The organism is Serratia sp. T13T92 (assembly GCF_047530105.1).
Classification (GTDB): domain Bacteria; phylum Pseudomonadota; class Gammaproteobacteria; order Enterobacterales; family Enterobacteriaceae; genus Chania; species Chania fonticola.
The window spans coordinates 1-24,039 of sequence record NZ_JBLJAK010000057.1 but is presented as its reverse complement, the minus strand read 5'-3'; the positions used below and the strand labels follow the sequence as shown (position 1 = coordinate 24,039).

The 24,039-nt window shown below is 51.6% G+C and carries 19 protein-coding genes and 2 tRNA genes; 8 read left to right on the top strand and 13 right to left on the bottom strand.

Features of this window, described 5'->3' with window-relative positions; all coding sequences use genetic code 11:
* Positions 1-125: 125 nt before the first annotated feature.
* Positions 126-302, bottom strand: coding sequence for a YciY family protein (locus ACMV5I_RS26725; protein ID WP_004945296.1), 177 nt, complete (start codon positions 300-302; stop codon positions 126-128).
* Positions 303-538: 236 nt separating this feature from the next.
* Between ACMV5I_RS26725 and cls the strand changes: the two genes are divergently transcribed.
* Both cls and ACMV5I_RS26715 read left to right on the top strand, forming a co-directional pair.
* On the top strand, positions 539-1,999 hold the full coding sequence (gene cls, locus ACMV5I_RS26720) for a cardiolipin synthase (protein WP_024487022.1): 1,461 nt from the start codon (positions 539-541) through the stop codon (positions 1,997-1,999).
* A gap of 56 nt (positions 2,000-2,055) precedes the next feature.
* The gene (locus ACMV5I_RS26715) at positions 2,056-2,379 is read left to right on the top strand and encodes an HI1450 family dsDNA-mimic protein (RefSeq protein ID WP_021181235.1); all 324 of its coding nucleotides are present in this window, start codon (positions 2,056-2,058) and stop codon (positions 2,377-2,379) included.
* 60 nt (positions 2,380-2,439) lie between these two features.
* Here ACMV5I_RS26715 and oppF read toward each other — a convergent pair whose 3' ends face one another.
* The 7 genes from oppF to ACMV5I_RS26680 form a co-directional block, all read right to left on the bottom strand.
* A complete protein-coding gene (oppF, locus tag ACMV5I_RS26710) occupies positions 2,440-3,438 on the bottom strand; it encodes a murein tripeptide/oligopeptide ABC transporter ATP binding protein OppF (protein ID WP_021181234.1) in 999 nt (332 codons plus the stop codon).
* A complete protein-coding gene (locus tag ACMV5I_RS26705; RefSeq protein WP_141132338.1) occupies positions 3,435-4,427 on the bottom strand; it encodes an ABC transporter ATP-binding protein in 993 nt (330 codons plus the stop codon). Before ACMV5I_RS26705 ends, oppF begins: the two co-directional genes overlap by 4 nt.
* Positions 4,428-4,438: 11 nt before the next feature.
* Positions 4,439-5,344 carry an oligopeptide ABC transporter permease OppC gene (gene oppC / locus ACMV5I_RS26700; RefSeq protein ID WP_021181232.1) on the bottom strand — a complete coding sequence of 302 codons (906 nt, stop codon included), beginning with the start codon at positions 5,342-5,344 and terminating at the stop codon, positions 4,439-4,441.
* Positions 5,345-5,359: 15 nt separating this feature from the next.
* Positions 5,360-6,280, bottom strand: coding sequence for an oligopeptide ABC transporter permease OppB (gene oppB, locus ACMV5I_RS26695; protein WP_021181231.1), 921 nt, complete (start codon positions 6,278-6,280; stop codon positions 5,360-5,362).
* A gap of 82 nt (positions 6,281-6,362) precedes the next feature.
* Positions 6,363-8,000, bottom strand: coding sequence for an oligopeptide ABC transporter substrate-binding protein OppA (gene oppA / locus ACMV5I_RS26690; protein WP_202672652.1), 1,638 nt, complete (start codon positions 7,998-8,000; stop codon positions 6,363-6,365).
* Positions 8,001-8,152: 152 nt separating this feature from the next.
* Positions 8,153-9,790 (bottom strand): ABC transporter substrate-binding protein, encoded by a 1,638-nt coding sequence (locus tag ACMV5I_RS26685; RefSeq protein ID WP_202811521.1) that lies wholly within the window; start codon positions 9,788-9,790, stop codon positions 8,153-8,155.
* A gap of 680 nt (positions 9,791-10,470) precedes the next feature.
* Positions 10,471-11,115, bottom strand: coding sequence for a YchE family NAAT transporter (locus tag ACMV5I_RS26680; RefSeq protein WP_021181228.1), 645 nt, complete (start codon positions 11,113-11,115; stop codon positions 10,471-10,473).
* Between the two features lie 519 nt (positions 11,116-11,634).
* Between ACMV5I_RS26680 and adhE the strand changes: the two genes are divergently transcribed.
* Positions 11,635-14,310: a bifunctional acetaldehyde-CoA/alcohol dehydrogenase gene (gene adhE / locus ACMV5I_RS26675; protein ID WP_414825654.1), complete on the top strand. Its 2,676-nt coding sequence runs from the start codon at positions 11,635-11,637 to the stop codon at positions 14,308-14,310.
* A 163-nt stretch (positions 14,311-14,473) separates the two neighbouring features.
* Here the strand turns inward: adhE and ACMV5I_RS26670 are convergent, their stop codons facing one another.
* Positions 14,474-15,058 carry a thymidine kinase gene (locus tag ACMV5I_RS26670; protein WP_202672655.1) on the bottom strand — a complete coding sequence of 195 codons (585 nt, stop codon included), beginning with the start codon at positions 15,056-15,058 and terminating at the stop codon, positions 14,474-14,476.
* A gap of 878 nt (positions 15,059-15,936) precedes the next feature.
* On the opposite strand from ACMV5I_RS26670, the gene hns reads away from it, so the two are divergent.
* Positions 15,937-16,344: a histone-like nucleoid-structuring protein H-NS gene (hns, locus tag ACMV5I_RS26665; RefSeq protein ID WP_024486694.1), complete on the top strand. Its 408-nt coding sequence runs from the start codon at positions 15,937-15,939 to the stop codon at positions 16,342-16,344.
* A 169-nt stretch (positions 16,345-16,513) separates the two neighbouring features.
* Here the strand turns inward: hns and ACMV5I_RS26660 are convergent, their stop codons facing one another.
* The 4 genes from ACMV5I_RS26660 to rssA all read right to left on the bottom strand — a co-directional run bounded on the left by ACMV5I_RS26660 (position 16,514) and on the right by rssA (position 21,290).
* Positions 16,514-17,524: an NAD-dependent epimerase gene (locus ACMV5I_RS26660; protein ID WP_121606993.1), complete on the bottom strand. Its 1,011-nt coding sequence runs from the start codon at positions 17,522-17,524 to the stop codon at positions 16,514-16,516.
* Positions 17,525-17,533: 9 nt separating this feature from the next.
* Entirely contained in the window at positions 17,534-18,877 is a 1,344-nt protein-coding gene (locus ACMV5I_RS26655; protein ID WP_202672656.1) for a UDP-glucose dehydrogenase family protein, read from the bottom strand.
* Positions 18,878-19,259: 382 nt separating this feature from the next.
* Positions 19,260-20,273 carry a two-component system response regulator RssB gene (rssB, locus tag ACMV5I_RS26650; protein ID WP_414825653.1) on the bottom strand — a complete coding sequence of 338 codons (1,014 nt, stop codon included), beginning with the start codon at positions 20,271-20,273 and terminating at the stop codon, positions 19,260-19,262.
* 105 nt (positions 20,274-20,378) lie between these two features.
* Positions 20,379-21,290, bottom strand: coding sequence for a patatin-like phospholipase RssA (gene rssA / locus ACMV5I_RS26645; protein WP_024486672.1), 912 nt, complete (start codon positions 21,288-21,290; stop codon positions 20,379-20,381).
* A gap of 146 nt (positions 21,291-21,436) precedes the next feature.
* Between rssA and ACMV5I_RS26640 the strand changes: the two genes are divergently transcribed.
* The 4 genes from ACMV5I_RS26640 (at position 21,437) to ACMV5I_RS26625 (ending at position 23,389) form a co-directional block, all read left to right on the top strand.
* Positions 21,437-21,895, top strand: coding sequence for a YchJ family protein (locus tag ACMV5I_RS26640; RefSeq protein WP_024486671.1), 459 nt, complete (start codon positions 21,437-21,439; stop codon positions 21,893-21,895).
* A 37-nt stretch (positions 21,896-21,932) separates the two neighbouring features.
* Positions 21,933-22,781, top strand: coding sequence for a formyltetrahydrofolate deformylase (gene purU / locus ACMV5I_RS26635; RefSeq protein WP_024486670.1), 849 nt, complete (start codon positions 21,933-21,935; stop codon positions 22,779-22,781).
* A gap of 212 nt (positions 22,782-22,993) precedes the next feature.
* Positions 22,994-23,078, top strand: a tRNA-Tyr gene (locus ACMV5I_RS26630).
* A gap of 226 nt (positions 23,079-23,304) precedes the next feature.
* A tRNA-Tyr gene (locus ACMV5I_RS26625) sits at positions 23,305-23,389 on the top strand.
* The last annotated feature ends 650 nt before the right edge of the window (positions 23,390-24,039 follow it).

Here is a 24,039-nt window from a genome sequence, read left to right as displayed (position 1 = left end):
TTTACGGGCCGTAAGTAATCCATAGATGCAAATGTCAGATCGCGATGCGCCTGTTAGGGCGCGGCTGGCAAGAGAGCCTTATAGGCGCATATGAAAAACCTCCGGCTATGCCGGAGGATATTTATTTACCACTCGTAAGCCACAACGAACAATAAGGCTCTGCGGTGTTGATCGTCCAAACGACGGCGAACACGAATGATATGCCGATTGCTGCACGATTGGCGCTCCAGCCAACGGTGCCTGCGCCGCTGGCTCTGCCGTAACATCCTCCAGCGGCCCACTTCATTTCTACTGCGTCTCATTTTACGTTACCCATCAATGCCAACCGCGGGCATTATAGCCCTTTCAACGCGCGATCCAAGTCGTGCGTTCACTGCCGTCACCCTCTCACAGGCGACAAAAAGTACGGTTTTTATTTTCAGCAAGTCCCTTTAGTCAATCATTTTTATGTAACTTAACTACCGAGAAAAGGTTTCACCTTTGTTGTTCTGTGCGTACACTCATTATTGGTGGCTTACGAACGGAAATTTTTGCCTTTATGACAACCTTTTATACCGTAATTAGTTGGCTCTTGGTGTTTGGCTACTGGCTGCTTATCGCCGGGGTCACATTGCGTATTCTGATGAAACGACGCACCGTGCCTTCGGCCATGGCCTGGCTGCTGGTGATCTATATTCTGCCATTGGTCGGTATCGTTGCTTATTTATCCTTTGGTGAACTGCACCTCGGCAAACGCCGCGCAGAGAGAGCCAAGGCCATGTGGCCCTCAACCGCTCGCTGGTTGAATGAGCTTAAAGGAAGCAGCCGGATTTTTGCTACCGAGTACAGTGAAGTGGCCCGCCCGCTGTTCCAGCTTTGCCACCACCGCCAGGGCATCGATGGCGTCAAAGGCAACCAGCTACAGCTGCTGACGACCACCGATTCAACGATGAATGCCCTGGTGCGGGATATCGAACTGGCACGCCATAATATCGAGATGGTGTTTTATATCTGGCAGCCCGGTGGGCTGGTCGATCAGGTCGCCGAATCATTGATGGCCGCCGCACGCCGTGGCGTACATTGCCGTTTGATGCTGGACTCGGCTGGCAGCGTACAGTTCTTCCGCAGCCCTTATCCCAGCATGATGCGTAACGCCGGTATTGAGGTGGTTGAGTCACTCAAGGTGAACCTGTTCCGCGTATTCCTGCGGCGCATGGACCTGAGGCAACATCGCAAAGTGGTGCTGATCGACAATTACATCGCCTACACCGGCAGTATGAATATGGTCGATCCGCGCTTCTTCAAGCAGGATGCCGGGGTGGGTCAATGGATCGACCTGATGGCACGTATGGAAGGCCCAGTGGCAACCACGATGGGTATCGTTTACGCCTGTGACTGGGAGATCGAAACCGGCAAACGCATTTTGCCACCGCCGCCAGACGTGAATATCATGCCGTTTGAACAGGAAAGCGGCCACACCATCCAGGTTATTGCCTCCGGCCCGGGATTCCCGGAAGAGATGATCCATCAAGCGCTGTTGACTGCGGTCTATTCCGCGCGTGAGCAGTTGATCATGACCACTCCCTACTTGGTACCAAGCGACGATCTGCTGCACGCCATCTGCACGGCAGCGCTGCGTGGCGTTGACGTCAGCATTATCGTTCCGCGCGACAACGACTCAATGATGGTGCGCTGGGCCAGCCGTGCCTTCTTCTCGGAGCTGCTGGAAGCGGGCGTGAAGATTTATCAGTTTGAAGGCGGACTGTTGCACACCAAGAGCGTGTTGGTCGATGGCCAGCTCAGCCTGGTCGGCACGGTCAATCTGGATATGCGCAGCCTGTGGCTGAACTTTGAGATCACCCTGGTGATTGACGACAGCGGCTTTGGTGCCGATCTAGCCTGTGTGCAAGATGATTACATCGCCCGCTCGCAGCTGTTGGACGCCAAGCAATGGTTGAAGCGCCCGTACTGGCATCGCCTGGTCGAACGGCTGTTTTACTTTTTCAGCCCGTTGCTGTAAAAGCGGCAACGAGCATGGTTTAATAACCTCAAATCATTTGTTATCAGGATTTTTATATGGACTTGAATAATCGCCTTACCGAAGATGAAACGCTGGAACAAGCCTACGACATCTTCCTTGAGCTGGCTGGCGACAATCTGGATCCCGCGGATATTCTGCTGTTCAATTTACAGTTTGAAGAGCGCGGTGGTGCCGAGCTGTACGATCCGGCAGAGGACTGGCAGGAACACGTGGATTACGATCTGAATCCGGACTTCTTTGCCGAGGTGGTGATCGGCCTGGCGGACAGCGATGGCGAGCCTATCAACGATGTCTTTGCCCGCGTGCTGATCTGCCGCGAGAAAGATAACAAGCTGTGCCACATTTTGTGGAAAGAATAAGCCGATTAACGGTATAAAAAAACCTGCCTAATGGCAGGTTTTTTATTATTAATCAGCCTATTATAGCGGATCAACTTTCAGGCACGATACCGCATGTCGGAAGCTGCCTTCCAGCAATGGGCGCGTTTTAGCGCATTCCGGCCCGGCAATCGGGCAACGGGTGCGGAACACACAGCCCGAAGGCGGATTGATCGGCGATGGCAATTCCCCTTCCAGCAGTTGGATCTGCTTTTCCTTCTCCTTGTCAGGATCCGGCACCGGAACCGCCGACATCAGCGCCTTGGTATACGGATGCTGCGGGTTATGATAGACCTCATCATAGGTTCCCAACTCCACCGCATGGCCCAAATACATCACCAGCACCCGATCGGAAATATGTTTAACCACCGCCAGATCGTGGGCGATAAAGATTAGCGATAACCCCATCTCACGCTGCAACTGCTGCAACAGATTCACCACCTGCGCCTGGATAGACACGTCCAAGGCGGAGACCGGCTCATCACAAATCACCAGTTTCGGCTCGAGAATCAAGGCACGGGCGATGCCAATACGCTGACACTGCCCGCCGGAGAATTCATGCGGATAACGGTTGATCAGGTTCGGCAACAGGCCCACCTTCAACATCATCGCTTTGACCTTATCCTTCACTTCCTGGCGCGGCATTTTCGGATTGTAGGTACGCAGCGGTTCGGCGATGATCTCACCGATGGTCATTCGCGGGTTCAACGAAGCAAGCGGATCCTGGAAAATCATCTGAATATCGCTGCGCGTCTTGCGCCAATCGGCATCGCTCATGCCCAGCAGATCTTTGCCCAACCAGGCAACGCGGCCACTGGTCGCCTTCACCAGGCCGATAATTGCCCGTGCGAAGGTGGATTTACCACAGCCTGACTCCCCAACCACCCCTAGCGTTTCGCCTTCAAACAGGCGTACGGTGACACCGTCCACCGCCTTCAGCGTTTTCGGTGCCTGCCAAAACCACTGCTTGTCATCATGAATATCAAAGTGAACTTTCAGGTCTGCGACTTCCAGCAGCACTCTTTTATCGGTTGCGGTCATACCAACGCCTCCACCGGCTTGAAACAGGCGCGCAGGCGCCCCTCACCAAACTGCTCCAATGGCGGAGCACTCGCGCACTGCTCCATCGCATACGGACAACGCGGTTGGAACGGACAGCCCTTTGGCAAACGCAGCAGGTTCGGCGGGTTACCAGGGATGGTCATCAACGCTTCACCTTCGGCATCCAGACGCGGCACCGCATTGAGTAGCCCGATGGAATATGGATGGCTCGGATGATAAAACACATCGCGGGCGCTGCCGTATTCCATGGTGCGGCCAGCGTACATCACCAAGACCTTGTTACAGATCCCGGCAACCACGCCCAAATCATGGGTGATCATGATGATCGCCGTATTGAACTCACGCTTCAGTTCGTTAAGCAGCGTCATGATCTGTGCCTGCACGGTAACGTCCAGCGCGGTGGTTGGCTCATCGGCAATCAACAGCTTTGGCCGACACAGCAACGCCATGGCGATCATCACGCGTTGGCGCATCCCGCCGGAAAACTCATGCGGATACATACGCATACGCTTACGGGCTTCCGGCATTTTGACCGCATCCAGCATGCGGACCGACTCTTCAAACGCTTCGCTTTTGCTCATTTTTTTATGCAGCATCAGCACTTCCATCAACTGCTCGCCAACCCGCATATAAGGGTTCAATGAGGTCATCGGGTCTTGGAAGATCATCGAGATCTCTTCGGCCCGCAGCTTGTTGAGCTGGCTTTCTGGCAGGTTGAGAATTTCACGGCCGTTGAATTTTGCCGAACCACCGATGCGGCCATTGCTGGCCAGCAGGCCCATCAACGCAAATGCCGTCTGTGACTTGCCGGAACCTGACTCCCCGACGATGCCCAAGGTTTCACCCGCGCGCAGATCGAAGTTGAGATCGTTCACCGCGGTAACATCGCCGTCTGGCGTACCGAACGTCACACGCAGATCTTTGACGTCCAGCAGCAGCCCGGTTTGTGGTTGAGAATTAATGCTCATGGTTGCACTCCTTAACGATCTTTCGGGTCGAGGGCATCACGCAGGCCATCGCCGATAAAGTTGAAACAAAACAGAGTGATAACCAGGAAACAGGCTGGGAACAGCAGCAACCACGGTGATACTTCCATCGAGTTGGCACCATCGCTCAACAATGCGCCCCAACTGCTCAGCGGCTCCTGAGTGCCCAGCCCCAGGAAGCTGAGGAAGGATTCAAACAGGATCATGCTCGGCACCAGCAGCGAGGCGTATACCACCACCACGCCCAGTACGTTCGGCACGATATGCCGCAGGACGATATTGCGAGTCGATACGCCGCACACCAGCGCCGCTTCGATAAACTCTTTACGTTTGAGGCTGAGCGTCTGCCCGCGCACAATACGTGCCATATCCAGCCACGACACCATGCCGATCGCTACAAAGATCAGCAGGATGTTTTGCCCAAAGAAGGTCACCAGCAGGATCACAAAGAACATGAACGGGAAGGAGTTCAGAATCTCCAGCAAACGCATCATCACCGAGTCGGTCTTGCCGCCCAGATAGCCAGAAAGTGAACCGTACAAAGTACCCAAGACCACGGCCACCAGCGCCGCAGCGACCCCCACCATCAGCGAGATTCGCCCACCAATGGCCACGCGTACCAGCAAGTCACGCCCTGAGGAGTCGGTACCGAAATAGTGCCCGGACTCCAGGTTAGGCGCGGCGGACATCATTGCCCAATCGGTGTCATCATAAGCAAACTGCGACAGCCAGGGGGCACAGATCACAAACAGGGTGATCAGCGCTAATACAAACAGGCTGGTCACCGCCGCACGGTTGTGCATAAAGCGGCGGCGAGCGTCCTGCCACAGACTGCGCCCTTCAACTTCCAGCTGTTCGCTGAAGTTTTCCAGAGCTTCGCTGTTCTTTTTCGTCAACATCTTGCGTGCTCCAGCTTAGTAACGGATTTTCGGATCGATCACGGCATACAGCACGTCGACGATCGCGTTAAACAGGATGGTCAAGCCGCCAACCAGAATGGTCAGGCTCAACACCAGCGAATAGTCACGGTTCAGTGCACCGTTAACGAACAGCTGGCCAATTCCTGGCAGGCCGTAAATAGTCTCAATCACCATCGAACCGGTGATAATCCCAACAAACGCTGGCCCCATATACGACAGCACCGGCAGCAACGCAGGTTTTAATGCGTGGCGCAGAATGATGCGACGCATCGGCAAACCTTTGGCACGGGCGGTACGGATAAAGTTAGAGTGCAACACCTCAATCATCGAGCCACGGGTAATACGCGCGATGCTGGCGATATAGGCCAAAGACAGCGCCACCATCGGCAGGATCATGAACTTCAGCGCCCCACCGTTCCAGCCTCCACCGGGCAACCACTTCAAGGTAATGGCGAAAATCAGCACCAGTAAGGGGGCGACAACAAAGCTGGGGATCACCACACCGGTCATGGCGAACCCCATCACCGTATAGTCCCACTTGGTGTTCTGATTCAACGCGGCAATAACCCCTGCGCTCACTCCCAGCACCACCGCCAGAACAAAAGCGGCAAAACCCAGTTTGGCTGAAACGGGGAACGAGGCCTTGACCAGGTCATTAACCGAATAATCTTTGTATTTGAATGAAGGGCCAAAATCGCCCTGCGACAGCTGCACCAAATAGTGCCCGTACTGTTTCCAGATCGGATCGTTAAGGTGATATTTGGCTTCAATGTTGGCCAACACTTCGGGTGGCAGCGCGCGCTCACCGGTAAACGGGCTGCCGGGTGCGAGGCGCATCATAAAGAAAGAGATGGTGATGAGTATAAATAGTGTCGGGATCGCCTCTAGCAGGCGACGAAAGATAAATTTAAGCATTGCCCTAGCCCTGTGCTTCAGCCTGATAACGGCTTATTGTCTTGAAATGGGCCGGCGACCTGTGCCGCCAGCCCTTGCCGCATCAATGTTTGATGATGTACAGGTTTTTGTCGTAAACGTTATCCAGTGGATCTTTGCCTGAGTAACCACCCACGTAAGGTTTCACCAGGCGAGCATTCACATAGTAATAAAGCGGAACGATAGCAGAGTCTTTATCCAGTTGGACTTCGGCTTTCTGATACAGATCTGCACGCTCTTCTTTGGTTTTCGCCGTCAGCACGTTGCTCATCAGCTTGTCGAATTCTGCACTCTTATAGTGCGGGGTGTTACTGCTGCTGTCAGACAGCATCATGTTCAGGAAGGAGCTTGGTTCGTTGTAGTCCGCACACCAACCAGCACGTGACACGTCATAGGTGCCCTGATGGCGGGTATCCAGGAAGGTTTTCCACTCCTGGTTCACCAGCTTGACGTCCACACCCAGGTTTTTCTTCCAGATAGACGCAGCGGCAATGGCCAGCTTCTTGTGCAGATCGGAGGTGTTGTACAGCAGCGAGAAGGTCAGCGGTTTGCCTGGGCCATAACCGGCTTCGGCCAGCAGTTTTTTGGCTTCTTCATTACGCTTTTCCTGCGTCCAGCCAAACCACTCTGGCGGGGTCAACTTGGCACCGTCGGTGTAAGGAGGAGTAAAGCTGTAAGCTGGCAGATCGCCCTGGTTCTTCACCTTGTTGACGATAATGTCGCGATCCATCCCCAGCTTCAGCGCTTCACGTACGCGAGCATCGGTGAACGGTGCTTTCTGGTTGTTGATTTCATAGTAATAAGTACACAGGTAGGGATCGACGTGCACTTCGTTCGGGATCTCTTTTTTCAGCTTCTGGAACAGTTCGATCGGCATGTTGTTATAGGTCATGTCGATTTCACCGGTGCGGTAGCGGTTGACGTCAGTGACTTCTGAAGCGATCGGCAGGAAGGTGACTTTATTAATGATGGTTTTGGCGTTGTCCCAGTATTGCGGGTTACGTTCCAACACGATACGTTCGTTAACCACCCAGTCTTTCAGCTTGTAGGCGCCGTTGCTGACGTAGTTCTGTGGCAGAGTCCACTTCTCACCAAACTTCTCTACCGCTTCTTTATTCACCGGCTTCATGGCGTAGTGCGGGGTCATTTCTACCAGATACGGCACCGGTTCGGTCAGCGTCACCTGGAAGGTATGATCGTCGATGGCCTTCACGCCCAGCGTCGATTTGTCTTTTTTACCCGCGATGATGTCATCCACGTTTTCCACGTGGGCATACTGCAGATAGCTGGCATAAGGAGAGGCGGTTTTCGGATCGACCAAACGCTGCCAGCTATACACGAAATCTTGTGCCGTTACCGGCTCACCGTTCGACCATTTGGCGTCTTTGCGCAGGTGGAAGGTCCACACTTTAAAATCTTTGTTATCCCAGCTTTCTGCGACACCCGGCACCACAGAACCGTCCAGGCTGTTATTCGCCAGACCTTCAATCAGATCGCGAGTGACGTTGTTTTCAGGCACGCCTTCGATCTTGTGCGGGTCAAGGGATTGTACTTCGGAACCGTTGTTCTTAACGATTTCCTGCTTGTCTGCCAGTTGAACGCCCGCTGGCACATCGGCCGCAAAAGCAGTTCCTGCCGCCGTCAAGCCTAGCGCCGCAATAATGCCTGCTGCCAGCAGGGACTTCTTCGTGATGTTGGTCATGTGTATAAACTCCAGTTTTTATTATCACAACTCCGTCGTGGGAGCTGCGTTGCCCGTTAACCGGGGGTTGCTATGGCTGGACGCCGTAGAACGAAACGGCGCTGCCTTTCCTGTGTATTACCGGCCGCTATCACCGCCGGTAATACCCTTGATTACTGTTTGATGATGTAAAAGTTTTTCAGATCGATATAGTCTTGCGGGTCTTTGCCGGTGAAACCGCCAACCGTAGGTTTGACCAGGCGTGCACTGACCCGATAATAGACCGGGATCAGCGCAGAATCTTTGTCCAGCAAGGTCTCTGCCTGCTGATAAATGGCACTGCGTGCAGTAGCGTCCGATGCTTTCAAGGTGCTGGCAATAAGAGCATCGAAGGCCGGGCTTTTATAGAAGAAGGTGTTATTGCTGCTGTTGGAAAGCAGCATATTCAGAAACGCACTCGGCTCATTGTAATCGCCGCACCAGGTGGCACGGGCCACATCAAACTGCCCTTCATGACGGCTCTGCAGCGAGGTTTTCCATTCCTGATTTTGCAATGTGACCTGTGCGCCGAGGTTCTTCTTCCACATTGAGGCGGCGGCAATGGCCTGCTGCTTATTTTGATCGGAGGTGTTGTACAGCAGGGTAAACTTGAGCGGTTTCTCAGCGGTGAACCCGGCCTGTGCCAGCAGTTTCTTCGCTTCTTCGTTGCGTTTTTCCTGCGTCCACCCAGCCCACTCCGGCTGGCTGAAGTTGCCCCCCTCGGTAAAGGTTGGCGTAAAGCTGTAGGCCGGAATTTGGCCCTGGCCCATGATCTTGTTGGCAATAATATCGCGATCCAGCGTCAATTTGACTGCCGCACGTACGCGCTCGTCGGTGAACGGCGCACGCTGATTGTTGATCTCATAATAGAAGGTGCACAGGTAAGGGTTAACGTGCAGCTGTTCCGGGATCTCGCGCTTCATTTTGGCATACAGATTTGGCGGGATGGCACTGTTGGTAATATCGATTTCACCGCTGCGGTAGCGGTTGATGTCGCTGACCTCGGAGGACAACGGCAGGAACGTGGCCTGCTCGATCACCGTCTTGCTGTTATTCCAGTAGCTCGGGCTGCGTTCGAGCACGATACGTTCATTGACGACCCACTCGGATAAGCGATATGCCCCGTTGCCTACGTAGTTCTGTGGCAGTGTCCACTTGTCGCCAAACTTCTCAACTACCGACTGTTTCACCGGTTTCATTGAGGTATGGGACAGCATACTGACAAAATAGGGCACCGGCTCGCTGAGCGTCACCTTCAACGTTTTATCATCAATGGCGCTGACACCAAGCGATTCAGGCGGTTTCTTACCGGTAAGAATAGCGTCAATATTCTCAATTCTGGCGTATTGCAGATAGCTGGCATAAGGGGAACCGGTCTTGGGATCCGCCAGCCGCTGCCAGCTGTAAACGAAATCCTGCGCGGTCACCGGAGAGCCATCACTCCATACCCCCCCTGGACGCAGGTGGAAGGTCCAAGTCTGGTAATCGGTATTTTCCCAGCTTTCCGCCACCGCAGGAGCCAGATGACCATTGGCATCGGTGCTGACCAACCCTTCCAGCAGGTTGAGGATAATATTGCTTTCAGGTGTTCCTTCGACCTTATGCGGATCCAACGAAGCGACTTCTGAACCGTTGTTGATCACCATGCGCTGCAGTGGTGCTAATTGCACACCGGCCGGAACCTCAACGGCCTGCAGGTTTTGGCTGGCGATCATCCCCAACACGGCGGCGATGATAACGGCCAACGGTTGATGCTTCGTGGTTTGCGGCATAGTACAGGCTCCTTTTCGCTGCTAAGCAATAATTGTGAAATAGTTATCAAGCATGCTAAATAAACGGATCCCAGCAAAAATCATTCCTATCTGGCGCACCAAAGATAAGATTTTTCCTTCTGATAAGTTGCTCGGAAATTAGCAGAAGCAAAAATTCATAGCCAATAATTTTTACAGAAATGTTAAGCATTTCTCTTTTATTATCCCATAGCCCTACAGACACCTAGCCTTCCCACACGCTCAGTGAGAGATTAATTCCATGATTTTATTGGATAAATAACAGCTTCACTTTTAACCTTTTCATCCAAGATGAAAAAAACCACTCAAAAGAAACATTCAGTTAACAAAAATGCCATTCAGAGAATAAACACCTGCCTATGGGTGGTTAATCACTAATAACACCTGTGTGAAACGGAGACAAGCCCTACAGAATGATGTGATTAAATTAACAACAATTTTACCCATTGGGAGACAAAAACCCCCGTCACGCGGATTTTAAAAGTGGAGAAAATAACATCTTGGTGCTTTATCAACCGATAAAGTGAGATTTGTGCCACAGGGTTGGGCAATAGAATGAAAAGCAGGCAGGTTATGCACTTTAATAATGCATCAACTGAGATAATTTGAAAAATTAAAAATAACTTAAGCCGCAAACAGGATTATCCGCGGCTTTATTAAGGTTATAACAATCCAGGGAAAATGGCTTTAATGCCGGTGACAATAAATTCGATCCCCAGCGCCATCAACAATAACCCCATGATACGGGTAATGACGTTTATGCCGGTTTGCCCCAGCAAACGCACCAGCAGCGGAGCTGCCCGGAACAATAGCCAACAACAGAAAGCGAACAAGGCGATCGCCACGGTAAAACCTAACAGGTTCTGCCAGCTGTGGTAACGAGAGCTCCAGACGATGGTAGAACTGATAGCACCCGGCCCGGCCATCAGCGGCAGCGCCAAGGGAACGACGCCGATGCTTTCACGGATCGCGCTCTCTGACTTTTCCTGCTTGTTCTGTTTGTCTTCACCCAGCTTGCCGCTGATCATCGACATGGCGATGGTCACCACCAGAATACCGCCGGCAATACGGAAAGAATCGATGGAGATACCAAACATACGCAATATGCCCTCCCCCAGGAACAGCGAGGTCCACAAAATAATCGCCACCGACAGGTTAGCCGTCAGGTTGGTTTTGTTACGCCCGACCTCGGCCTGATAGCTGGTCATGCTGATAAACACCGGCAGGATACCTACCGGGTTGACCAGCGCAAACAGGCCGACAAAGAACTTGATGTAGCCGGAAAAATCCAACAGAGATTGGCCCACGAAAAACTCCGCATAAATAGCTGTAAAAAGAGACACTGCCGATGCGCGCTAATGTAATAGAATTGCGCCAGCTAATCCATCCACCCGGCCAGCATTTTTCCCTACCCCAACAGAATGTTACAAAACAATTCGCTATTGTTAATGCTTTGTGTGTTGCCTGCTGTTATTCAGTATCATCACGTCATGATTAAACACACTGTTGATAATCACTCTCAATAACTGCAAGCTGAAAGGTGTCAGCTTGCGATTTTTATGATGTACATCACAAAATATCTACTCAGGAATAGTTAAGCTCTTAGTCGTAGTCAAAAGGGAGTACGAGGTATGGATACCGATTTCTGTCTCGCTTGCCTACTACCAACTTGCACTTGGTAAAGCTCTTTAAGTAAATCAGCAGTATGGGTCGCTAACTGCGGGAAAAGTCTCATTATCTAACAGACGCCTTCCTGACAGATGTCTATACTAGTTCCTCGAACGGCTTATTTACTGAAAGAGTTTAACATTTATCAGGAGAGCATCATGGCTGTAACGAATGTCGCTGAATTGAACGAGCTAGTTGCACGTGTCAAAAAAGCCCAGCGCGAATATGCCAACTTCTCACAAGAGCAAGTTGATAAGATCTTCCGCGCCGCTGCCCTCGCCGCCGCAGATGCCCGTATTCCTCTGGCTAAACTGGCCGTTGAAGAATCAGGCATGGGTATCGTTGAAGACAAAGTCATCAAAAACCACTTCGCTTCCGAATACATCTATAACGCCTATAAAGACGAAAAGACCTGCGGGATCCTCTCTGAAGATGAAACTTTCGGTACCATCACCATTGCAGAGCCAATTGGCCTGATTTGCGGTATCGTGCCAACCACCAACCCAACTTCTACCGCAATCTTCAAAGCGTTGATCAGCCTGAAGACCCGTAACGGCATCATTTTCTCCCCGCACCCACGTGCCAAGAACGCCACCAACAAAGCCGCAGATATCGTGCTGCAGGCTGCCATTGCTGCTGGCGCACCGAAAGACATCATCGGCTGGATCGACCAGCCAACGGTTGACCTGTCCAACCAGTTGATGCATCACCCAGACATCAACCTGATCCTGGCAACCGGTGGCCCAGGCATGGTTAAAGCCGCTTACAGTTCTGGTAAACCGGCTATCGGCGTTGGTGCCGGTAACACTCCAGTTGTAGTCGATGAAACTGCCGACATCAAACGCGTTGTTGCTTCCATCCTGATGTCAAAAACCTTCGACAGCGGTGTGATCTGTGCGTCTGAACAGTCCGTGATCGTGGTGGATTCCGTATACGATGCAGTGCGCGCACGCTTCGCTTCCCACGGCGGCTACATGCTGCAGGGCAAAGAGCTGAAAGCCGTTCAGGACATCATCCTGAAAAACGGTGGCCTGAACGCCGCTATCGTTGGCCAGTCTGCACCAAAAATCGCTGAAATGGCCGGTATCAAAGTGCCAGCCAACACCAAAATCCTGATCGGTGAAGTGAAACTGGTTGACGAGTCTGAGCCGTTTGCTCACGAAAAACTGTCACCTACCCTGGCGATGTACCGTGCCAAAGACTTTGAAGACGCCGTCAGCAAAGCCGAGAAACTGGTCGCCATGGGCGGTATCGGCCACACCTCTTGTCTGTACACCGATCAAGATAACCAGACTGCACGCGTGGAATATTTTGGCGACAAAATGAAAACCGCACGTATTCTGATCAACACCCCGGCTTCTCAGGGGGGGATCGGTGACCTGTACAACTTTAAACTCGCTCCGTCACTGACGTTGGGCTGCGGTTCCTGGGGTGGTAACTCCATCTCTGAAAACGTCGGTCCAAAACATTTGATCAACAAGAAAACTGTAGCGAAGCGAGCAGAAAACATGTTGTGGCACAAACTTCCTAAATCAATCTACTTCCGCCGTGGCTCACTGCCAATCGCGCTGGAAGAAGTGGCTACCGACGGGGCAAAACGCGCCTTCATCGTTACCGACCGCTACCTGTTCAATAACGGTTATGCCGATCAGATCACCAAAGTTCTGAAATCGCACGGTATTGAAACTGAAGTATTCTTTGAGGTTGAAGCTGACCCAACGCTGAGCATCGTACGTAAAGGTGCCGAGCAGATGAACTCCTTCAAACCAGACGTGATCATCGCGCTGGGTGGTGGTTCACCGATGGACGCCGCGAAAATCATGTGGGTGCTGTACGAACATCCTGAAACCCACTTCGAAGATCTGGCGTTGCGCTTCATGGACATCCGTAAGCGTATCTACAAGTTCCCGAAAATGGGCGTGAAAGCGAAAATGATCGCCGTCACCACCACTTCAGGTACCGGTTCAGAAGTCACGCCGTTTGCGGTAGTGACCGATGATGCCACCGGCCAGAAATACCCGCTGGCTGACTATGCTCTGACCCCAGATATGGCGATTGTCGATGCCAACCTGGTGATGAACATGCCTAAATCCCTGTGCGCCTTCGGCGGCCTGGATGCGGTCACTCACGCCCTGGAAGCTTACGTTTCCGTACTGGCCAACGAATATTCAGATGGCCAGGCGCTGCAAGCGCTGAAACTACTGAAAGAATATCTGCCAGCCAGCTACCATGAAGGGGCGAAAAACCCGGTTGCTCGTGAGCGTGTGCACAACGCCGCTACTATCGCCGGTATCGCGTTTGCCAACGCCTTCCTGGGTGTGTGTCACTCAATGGCCCACAAGCTAGGTTCTGAGTTCCATATCCCGCACGGTCTGGCTAACGCCATGTTGATCTCTAACGTTATCCGTTATAACGCCAACGACAACCCGACCAAACAGACCGCATTCAGCCAGTATGACCGTCCTCAGGCACGTCGTCGCTACGCAGAGATCGCAGACCACCTCGGTCTGAGCGCTGCCGGTGACCGCACTGCACAGAAGATCGAAAAATTGCTGAAATGGCTGGATGAAATCAAGGCAGATCTGGGTATCCCAACCTCGATCCGCGAAGCTGGCGTGCAAGAAGCCGAGTTCCTGGCCAAGGTCGACAAACTGTCTGAAGATGCGTTTGATGACCAATGTACCGGTGCTAACCCACGTTATCCGCTGATTGCCGAACTCAAGCAAATCTTGATGGATACCTTCTACGGTCGCGAATTCAGCGAAGCGACTGAAGAAGAGGCGGTAGTTGCAGCACCGGTTGCAGCTAAAGCGGAAAAAAAGTCCAAGAAATAACCGTTCTCTGAATGGTCAAAACCCGCCGAAAGGCGGGTTTTTTTATGCGTGAGATAAATTGCCCCCAATGAGCACCACGCTATTTGTACAGCAATACCAGCTTACCTACAGGGTGGCATCAAAAAACGCCGCATAAGCCTTCTGCGGCGCTTCTGGCGCAATATCACTCTGGAGCCTTGATCGCCTCCTTGTAGTGCTTGCGGCATACAGAAACATAGCTTTCGTTACCCCCGATCACCACCTGCTCCCCCATATGCATCGCCTTGCCATCGTCCCCCAGGCGCAGCACCATATTGGCTTTACGTCCGCAATGGCAAATGGTCTTCAATTCGACCAGCTTGTCTGCCCAGGCCAGCAGATGATGGCTGCCAACAAACAGTTCCCCAAGAAAATCCGTGCGTAAGCCATAACACAGCACCGGAATATCCAGTTGGTCCACCACATCGCAGAGTTCTTCAACCTGCTCTTTGGTCAGAAACTGGCTCTCATCCACCAGCACGCAATGTACGGGTTGCTGCTGATGCTCCTGACTAATCATGGCGTACAGTTGAGTGGCGTTATTATAAAGCTGTGCCTGCGACGACAACCCAATCCGCGAACTCACTTTGCCCACGCCGAAGCGGTGGTCGATCTCCGCGGTGAACACCAGCGTGCGCATACCACGTTCTTGATAATTATATGAAGATTGTAACAGTGCCGTCGATTTCCCCGCATTCATAGCGGAATAATAAAAATAAAGTTGAGCCATGTGGCTGCGACTCCAATGGTTTAAAATATATACCCTAAGACTTTCTGGTTGTAGCGTAGCCCCCCTGCTGACTCATCCTCTGGTCTTGCTGGTGCGCTACACTGCGCTCTTGCCACCAAGGGCAAATATATTCGCCCCGGTTGATGAGTTTGTTGCGGTTAACAACGCTGCGGCCTGAGAGACGACGGGTATATACTGTCGGAAGGTGCAGGTTGACAGTGTAGCATAGACCGTGGCCAGACTCAGCAAGCGGGCTGACATTATCTTGGCCTAAGAAAATAGCCATAAGCCAAGTTTCATGTGAAACATTTTACAGGCGCAACGGACACTTTTACATCTATTTACAGATTACTGTGGTTTATCAAGCACAATTAATTATTGTTAATGATTAACTAAATTCATTAATGCTCAAACGGATATGTCCTGCCAGTGAGCAAACAGCCTGCCCTGCCCCTCCCGACAGCAATGCAATTAAATGTGTTTTGAGCGATGGCTACCCGGTTAATTGGAACGCTTAACAACTTACTCGCTCTTGACAGACTGTTTACCGCTATACCCCCATTCTTTACAGTACTAGTCCTTTTGGGGAAGTGATTATGGACACAAATCCTTCCCGATACTGTTATAGGGCATAATTATGTCAAGCGGGCCAAAATGACTTTAAGCTCGGCGATTATGCCTTCCGGCTGGACAATTTGGCATAAAAACCGGGGGGGATTAAAGCCTGATTCCCCCATGTTATTAGTCGGACAGTTCTCAATATCGGTTTTTTAAAGATAAATTTAGTCACTCTTTCAATTTGGCTATTGCAGAAAAGAAAGGAGCACTCTATTATTATCGTCACGCCCCCCCACCAATATAATTTGAGAGCTAGAACAATGAGCGAAGCATTGAAGATTTTGAACAACATCCGTACTCTACGTGCACAGGCAAGAGAATGCAGCCTGGAAACACTGGAAGAGATGCTGGAGAAGCTGGAAGTTGTTGTTAACGAACGCCGCGAAGAAGACAGCCAGGCTCAAGCAGAAATTGAAGAGCGCACTCGTAAACTGCAACAATACCGCGAAATGCTGATTGCAGACGGTATTGATCCAAACGAACTGCTGCAAACTATGGCTGCTACCAAAGCCGCTGGTAAAGCAAAGCGTGCTGCACGCCCAGCTAAATACCACTATAAAGACGAAAACGGCGAAATGAAAACCTGGACTGGCCAGGGCCGTACTCCAGCCGTGATTAAAAAAGCTATCGAAGAGCAAGGCAAATCTCTGGACGATTTCCTGCTGTAATAGCATTTTAGTTACCTTAAAAAGGCTCCCTATGGGAGCCTTTTTGCTTTGCACCCACGGTAATCACCCAGCCCTTCACGCGCGTTATCCCGGTTGACTAGCAAAAGTCTCATGTACTGGAAAAGAAAAAGGGGCCGAAGCCCCTTTATTTTACCTGTCTATCGCTCGGTTACTGAACGTTATAAAACGCCCGATACCAATCAACAAACCGTTTAACACCTTCATCCACGCTGGTCTCAGGTTTAAACGCGATAGTCTGGTACAGCTCCTCGGTATCCGCGCTGGTATCCAAAACGTCACCAGGCTGCATCGGCAGCATATTTTTGTGCGCCGTGATACCTAACGCAGCCTCCAGAGCATGAATATATTCCATTAACTTAATAGGGCTACTATTGCCGATATTATAGACATGGTAAGGCGCAGAACTGCTGGCTGGAGACCCTTGTTCCACCGTCCAATTGGCATTGGGTTGAGGAACAATGGCCTGCAAGCGCACTACCGCCTCAGCAATATCATCAATGTAAGTAAAGTCACGATGCATCTCACCGTGGTTATATACATCAATGCTCTCACCGGCCAATATCGCCTTGGTGAATTTAAACAGCGCCATGTCAGGACGCCCCCAAGGGCCATATACAGTGAAAAATCGCAGGCCGGTGGTTGGCAGACCATATAAATGCGAATAACTGTGCGACATAAGCTCATTGGCTTTCTTCGTCGCCGCATACAGGGATATTGGGTGATCGACCGAGTCATCCGTCGAAAACGGTAGCTTGCGATTCAGGCCATAAACCGAGCTGGAAGACGCGTACAGCAAATGCCCAACCTTATTATGCCGACACCCTTCAAGAATGTTCAAATGGCCAATCAGGTTGGAATCCGCATAGGCCAAGGGGTGATCCAGCGAATAACGCACTCCGGCCTGGGCGCCGAGGTGAATGACCCGCTCAAACTGATGTTCAGCAAACAGCTCGGCAATTCCATTGCGATCGGCCAAATCCAGTTTGATAAACTGAAATGCTGGCTGATTAGCCAGCATGTCGAGCCGTGCCTGTTTCAGGCTGACAGCGTAATAATCATTCAGGTTGTCGATACCGACAACCTGATGCCCCATAGCTAGCAGACGCTCCGCTACGTGATAACCAATAAACCCTGCAGCGCCTGTAACCAGGAATTTCATGCTCACCTCTTAGATGACCGGCTTAATCGATGCGCCACGACCAATACCATAATAAGTAAAGCCGCGAGCTTGCAGACGTTCTGGATCATACAGGTTACGGCCATCAAAAATGACGGGTTGCTTCAAGGCTGCCTTAATCGCATCAAAATCCGGAGCGCGGAAATTCTGCCACTCGGTACAGATCACCAACGCATCGGCTCCCTGTAACGCCGCTTCTTTGGTACCCATCAGTTTCAGATCGGCACGTTGCCCATAGATACGCTGCGCTTCTGCCATGGCTTCCGGGTCATAGGCTTGCACGTTGGCGCCTAATTCCCACAAGGTCTCCATCAACACGCGACTGGAAGCTTCACGCATATCGTCGGTATTAGGTTTAAACGCCAGGCCCCACAGCGCGAAGGTTTTCCCTTTTACATCATTAGCAAAATGATGCTTGATGAACTGGGTCAGCTTATATTTCTGCTGGTTGTTCACCTGCTCTACCGCCTGCAACAGTTTCGGTTGATAACCGATATGCTCTGCGGTACGGATTAGCGCCTGAACGTCTTTCGGGAAGCAGGAGCCGCCGTAGCCACAGCCTGGATAGATGAAGTGATAGCCAATACGTGAATCCGAACCGATCCCCTGACGCACTTTTTCAATGTCCGCACCCAGCATCTCTGCCAGATTGGAGATTTCGTTCATAAAGCTGATTTTGGTTGCCAGCATGCAGTTGGCGGCATATTTGGTCAGCTCTGCGCTGCGGATATCCATCAGGATCATGCGGTCGTGATTGCGGTTGAACGGCTCATACAGCTCACGCAGCGGCTCGATAACGTCTTTGTTATCGGTGCCCAGCACGATACGCTCAGGGCGCATGCAGTCGGCAACAGCAGCCCCTTCCTTGAGGAACTCCGGGTTGGAGACGACATCAAACGCCAAGTCGCTGCCGCGCTTGCGCAGCGTTTCGGTCATCACTTCACGAACTTTATCAGCGGTACCTACCGGTACGGTTGACTTATCGATCACCACTTTGCGGTCTGTCATATGTTCGGCGATGGTACGTGCCACGGCGGTGACATATTTCAGATCGGCAGAACCATCTTCGTCCGGTGGCGTTCCCACGGCGATAAACTGGATCGCGCCATGAGCAACACCGGCTTTCGCATCGGTAGTGAAATGTAGGCGACCGGCTTCATAGTTTTGCTGTACCAACGAAGTCAGGCCCGGTTCAAAGATCGGAATATTGCCTTTTTTGAGGTTTTCGACCTTCTGTTCATCGATGTCGATACACATGACATCATGACCCACGTCAGCCAACACGGCTGCCTGTACCAGGCCAACATAGCCAATACCGAAAACGGTTACTTTCATCGGGAAGTCCTAATTTTCAAATTTAACATAAAGTTATCAAGCTACTTCTGTTTGTCTGCCACCCTAGGTTGCAGCCAAACCAACAATTCTTTACCCGTGTTGGGTGGTCTTTTCGTCTCGACACGCTATGGGTCAATGAGCTCACAAACGGGCTTGTCACCCGCAAATGGCTACAGAGGTCCTGACGATCTACCTAAGTAGCTCTATTTTCGCTCTCAAATTGCGCACTTACTCGGCCATACGAAAAACCCGCAAAGTATACCAGCTTAAATCCGCTGAGTATTACCCCAAGCTCAAATAGCAATAAATTAAGACAACTCCCCCATAGAAACGACGTTAATGGAGAATAGGCAGAGGCAATGGCGGGCATTCCATTGATGATTTATTCAGCACTCAGCATCAGACGTAACCGGCCGCCGCTACCCCAGACCTGGCACTGCCAGGCATCACAGCGTTGGCTTATTTGATTCATGTAAGTGGTGCCAAGCGTTCCCAAGGGTACGCCATTACTTAATTGAATCAGGTTATCCCCTGTATTTACATTGGCATGCAAACCAGCAGAGGCCAGCACCAGATTCTTATATTCGGCATGATAATAACCCACCAACAGTGGAAATTGGCCTTCCAACTTGCCTTGGCGCAATAATTGGTTAACTTGTTTTAACAATGCGGACATTTGCGGCAGGCGATGCTGTTGATTGGCTAAATGATCTTGTAGTAAGCCGTTGAATAACGCACGCAATAACAAGGCAGCCATCACGCCATTATCTCCCGCACGGGTGACATCCAGGCAATAAAACGCCATGTCTTTATCCGATAGCGCCGCGATATCCAGCACCAACCCCGGATTTTCGCTGGTTGTTAATTGCCGATAATTAATACGGCAACCGGCAATAGACTGCTGCACGGGGGGTTGTAACTGCTTGAGTAATCTCACAGCCTCGGAGGGGTTTTGGCTTAATGCCTGCCAATCCTGGAACAGCTCGGCCTCTTCGATCGCCTGCGAAGTAAACATATTAGGATAGAGACAAGCCAGTACCGCTTCACGCAGCCGATTGAGATCGCTCAACGGTTTCAGCAGTACATCCTGTACGCCGAGCCGTAGCACCTTGGCGATATCCGCCATCTTATCGGTCGCCGAGATCACCAATACCGGGATCTTTATCCCTTGCAAGCGCAGATGCTCAACAAACTCGATGCCGTCCATTTCCGGCATGGCGAGATCGCACAGGATCAGATCGGGAGCGAACTCTTCAACCGCACTCAACGCCACAAGGCCATTGGCCGCCTCGCTGGTTTGTGCTCCCAAGGATGCAAGATAACCTACAAGCACAGAACGGAAAACCTGTTCGTCCTCAACGATTAAGATGCGCTTGCTTATCAGTGGTAATGCCATCGACCCAGCCTCTTCCCTTTTGATGTTGTAATAGTGGCTCATAATGAGCACTTGTGCCTGTCGAAAACACGCCCAATAGCATCATTCCACCCTAACAAATGGTAATCATTTATTTTTTATCAATGGTGCCAAAACATCTATCTGTTTTTCGACTGCCAACCTGCCCGCCTCTATCGCCTCGCTGGCGCGATGAAAATCCAGGGTAGATATCTGTGGGCAATACGGCTGGATCAGCACGTCCGGCGGATCACTGGCCATACGGGTTCGCTTCACCCGATTCTCCAGCATCTGAATCGAAGTGCTCATGATCTCCATCGCCGTGGGGGTGAAGGTGGTTTTCTTCAGCATCATTTTATTCATGCGTTCCCGCAAGCGGTCGCGCCAGTTATTGGCATCGCTAATGCTTGTTTCACTCTGCTCGCCAGCGTCATTGCGTACCGAAAACAGATCCTGCTGCATCAGGTGCGCATCATGTTGCAAATCCACGGCAATCACTATGTCTGCCCCCATCGCCCTGGCCAATGAAATAGGAACCGGGTTGACCAAGGCGCCATCCACCAACCAATATCCGTCAAACCAGACCGGTGCCAACAAGCCCGGCATGCTGCAGGAAGCACGAATGGCCTGGTGGATATCCCCTTTGGTCATCCACAGCTCACGGCCGGTACTGAGGTTGGTGGTCACCGCACCGAATTTCAGTGAGCAGTCGGTAAAGTCGTTAATTTTCAGTATTTGGCCAACGACGTTAAACACGCGTTCGCCGCGTAATAATCCACCGCGCTGCCAGGAGAGATCCATCAGCCTGATCACGTCCCAGTAGCTGAATGAGCGCACCCACTTCTCCATCGCTGGCAAACGATGGCTGGCAAACGCCGCCCCAACCAGTGCCCCCACGGAACATCCTGCAACAATATCTGCTTCGATACCCAACTTACGCAGTGCGTTAATCACGCCGATATGCGCCCACCCCTTGGCGGCACCGGCCCCTAATGCCAACCCGATTTTAACTTTCCGCATGCTTCGCCTATCCTTTGCTCGGTGAATTCACTCAACCCAATCGCAGGGTACATTGTCATCAACGAATGATGTTAGGTAACATATGCGTTAAATTCATTTTAGCTGCGGCTTTACATCACGCGAGCTAACCACTGAGAGGCGTTATTTTGACTGAGCTATGCCCCTGCGGCAGCGGGCAGGACTACAGCGCTTGCTGTGCGCCCTATATAACAGGTACTCAATACGCTATGTCGCCGGGCATTTTAATGCGTTCGAGATATTCCGCCTATGTAAAACGGGATGTGGATTATCTTATTGCGACCTGGCACCCAGACTGCAACCCTGAAGAGTGGCGCAGCGCCATCAGCAGCAGCTTTGGCAATACCGAATGGCTTGGGCTGACGGTGGTTGCGGAAACCGCTGGCAATAGCGCCAATGAGGGGTTCGTGGAATTCATCGCCCGCTCGCGCGATGGAGAAAGCGAGAGTGCCATGCATGAGCGTTCCCGCTTCCTTCGCCTTGAACAACGCTGGTACTATATCGACGGAACCAAACCTCAACCGGGCAGAAATGCCGTTTGCCCCTGCGGTTCAGGCAAAAAATATAAAAAGTGCTGCGGGCAATAAGCCTGCGGGTTCAGAATCAGACGGAATCGACACACTCATGCCACAGCAAAACATACAAAGAAAAATTTTACGCACCATCTGCCCCGATGCCAAAGGGCTGATCGCCAAGATCACCAACATTTGTTACAAGCACGAATTGAACATTGTGCAGAACAATGAGTTTGTCGATCACCTCACCGGTCGTTTCTTTATGCGCACCGAGCTGGAAGGGATCTTCAATGATACGACGCTGTTGGCCGATCTGGACGGCGCGTTACCAGAGGGTTCAGAGCGCGAACTGCACAGCGCAGGCCGCCGCCGTATTGTGGTGCTAGTCACCAAAGAAGCCCACTGCTTGGGCGATCTGCTGATGAAAAGCGCCTATGGCGGCTTGGATGTTGAGATTGCCGCCGTCATTGGCAACCACACCACGTTGCAGACGCTGGTTGAACGCTTTGACATTCCGTTCCATCTGGTCAGCCACGAAGGGCTGACGCGTGAGCAGCATGATCAACAGATGATCGCGCAGATAGATCAATACCAACCGGATTACGTGGTATTGGCCAAGTATATGCGCGTGCTCACCCCGGCCTTCGTTCAGCATTACCCGAACCAGGTGATCAATATTCACCATTCGTTCCTGCCAGCCTTTATCGGTGCAAGACCTTATCACCAGGCTTATGAGCGTGGCGTGAAGATCATCGGGGCAACGGCGCACTACGTGAACGACAGCCTGGATGAAGGCCCAATCATTATGCAGGACGTTATTCATGTCGATCACACCTATTCGGCAGAAGATATGATGCGTGCCGGGCGTGACGTGGAGAAAAACGTGCTTAGCCGCGCACTGTATCGTGTGCTGGCTCAACGCGTGTTCGTCTACGGTAACCGCACGGTGATCCTGTAATTGGTTAACAAAGCGGTGTCTTTCGTTCACGGAAGCACCGCTGAGAATAAAAAAGCGACAAACAATTCATTTTCTGCATTTCAATGCTTTACACAAGCGCTTCATTTGATATGATGCGCCCCGCTTACCGAGACAGACGTTTCGCAAGCAATGATGTAGTACGAAGGGATCTAGCCGATTCCCAGTAAATAGTAGTAAACCATGAGCATCATGGTGGGGTTCCCGAGCGGCCAAAGGGAGCAGACTGTAAATCTGCCGTCACAGACTTCGAAGGTTCGAATCCTTCCCCCACCACCATCTTCTCTTCAGCCACTAAAATGAAATGTTGTTCAGAGTTTCATTTAGCACTGAAGGGGAAGGATGAGAAGCTTCGACCAAGGTTCGAGTCCACATAGTGGACAACGCGCTTGCGCGGTCATCCTTCGCACCACCACAGTAACTGTGGCAAGAGAGATGGATGACTCAGTAGTACCAGAGAGAATTTGCCAACTTTCTGTTCAAAATTAGCAACCATGAATACCATGGTGGGGTTCCCGAGCGGCCAAAGGGAGCAGACTGTAAATCTGCCGTCACAGACTTCGAAGGTTCGAATCCTTCCCCCACCACCATCTTTTTATAGACCTCCCGAACTTTTAAATTATCATCTCATTCCCATGCAATACTGAGCGGGGAAGGATGAGAAGCTTCGACCAAGGTTCGAGTCCACGCAGTGGACAACGCGCTTGCGCGGTCATCCTCCCCACCACCATCTTCTTATAGAACTCCCGAACTTTTAAATGATCATCTCATTCCCATACAGCACTGAGCAGGGAAGGATGAGAAGCTTCGACCAAGGTTCGAGTTCACGCAGTGGACAACGCGTTTGCGCGGTCATCCTCCCCACCACCATCTTCTTATAGACCTCCCAAACTTTTAAATTGTCATCTCATTCCCATGCAGCATTGAGCTGGGAAGGATGAGAAGCTTCGACCAAGGTTCGAGTCCACACAGTGGACAACGCGCTTGCGCGGCCATCCTCCCCACCACCATCTCTTTATATACCTCCCCAGTTTTAAATCATCATCTCATTCCCATGTACCACCGAACCAAATAGCTGCCCCTTATTGTGCTACAGGTGGAAGTCATGCAGAACGCCGACACGCCGTAAACCCGTCCCTGGGGGCTCGCAATCGCGCATATATGGACGCTCCCGATAACGCCAGTGTTTTCTTGAAAAAGGTGAACAGGTATTGCAGGCATATATTCGGTTTCTTTCTGG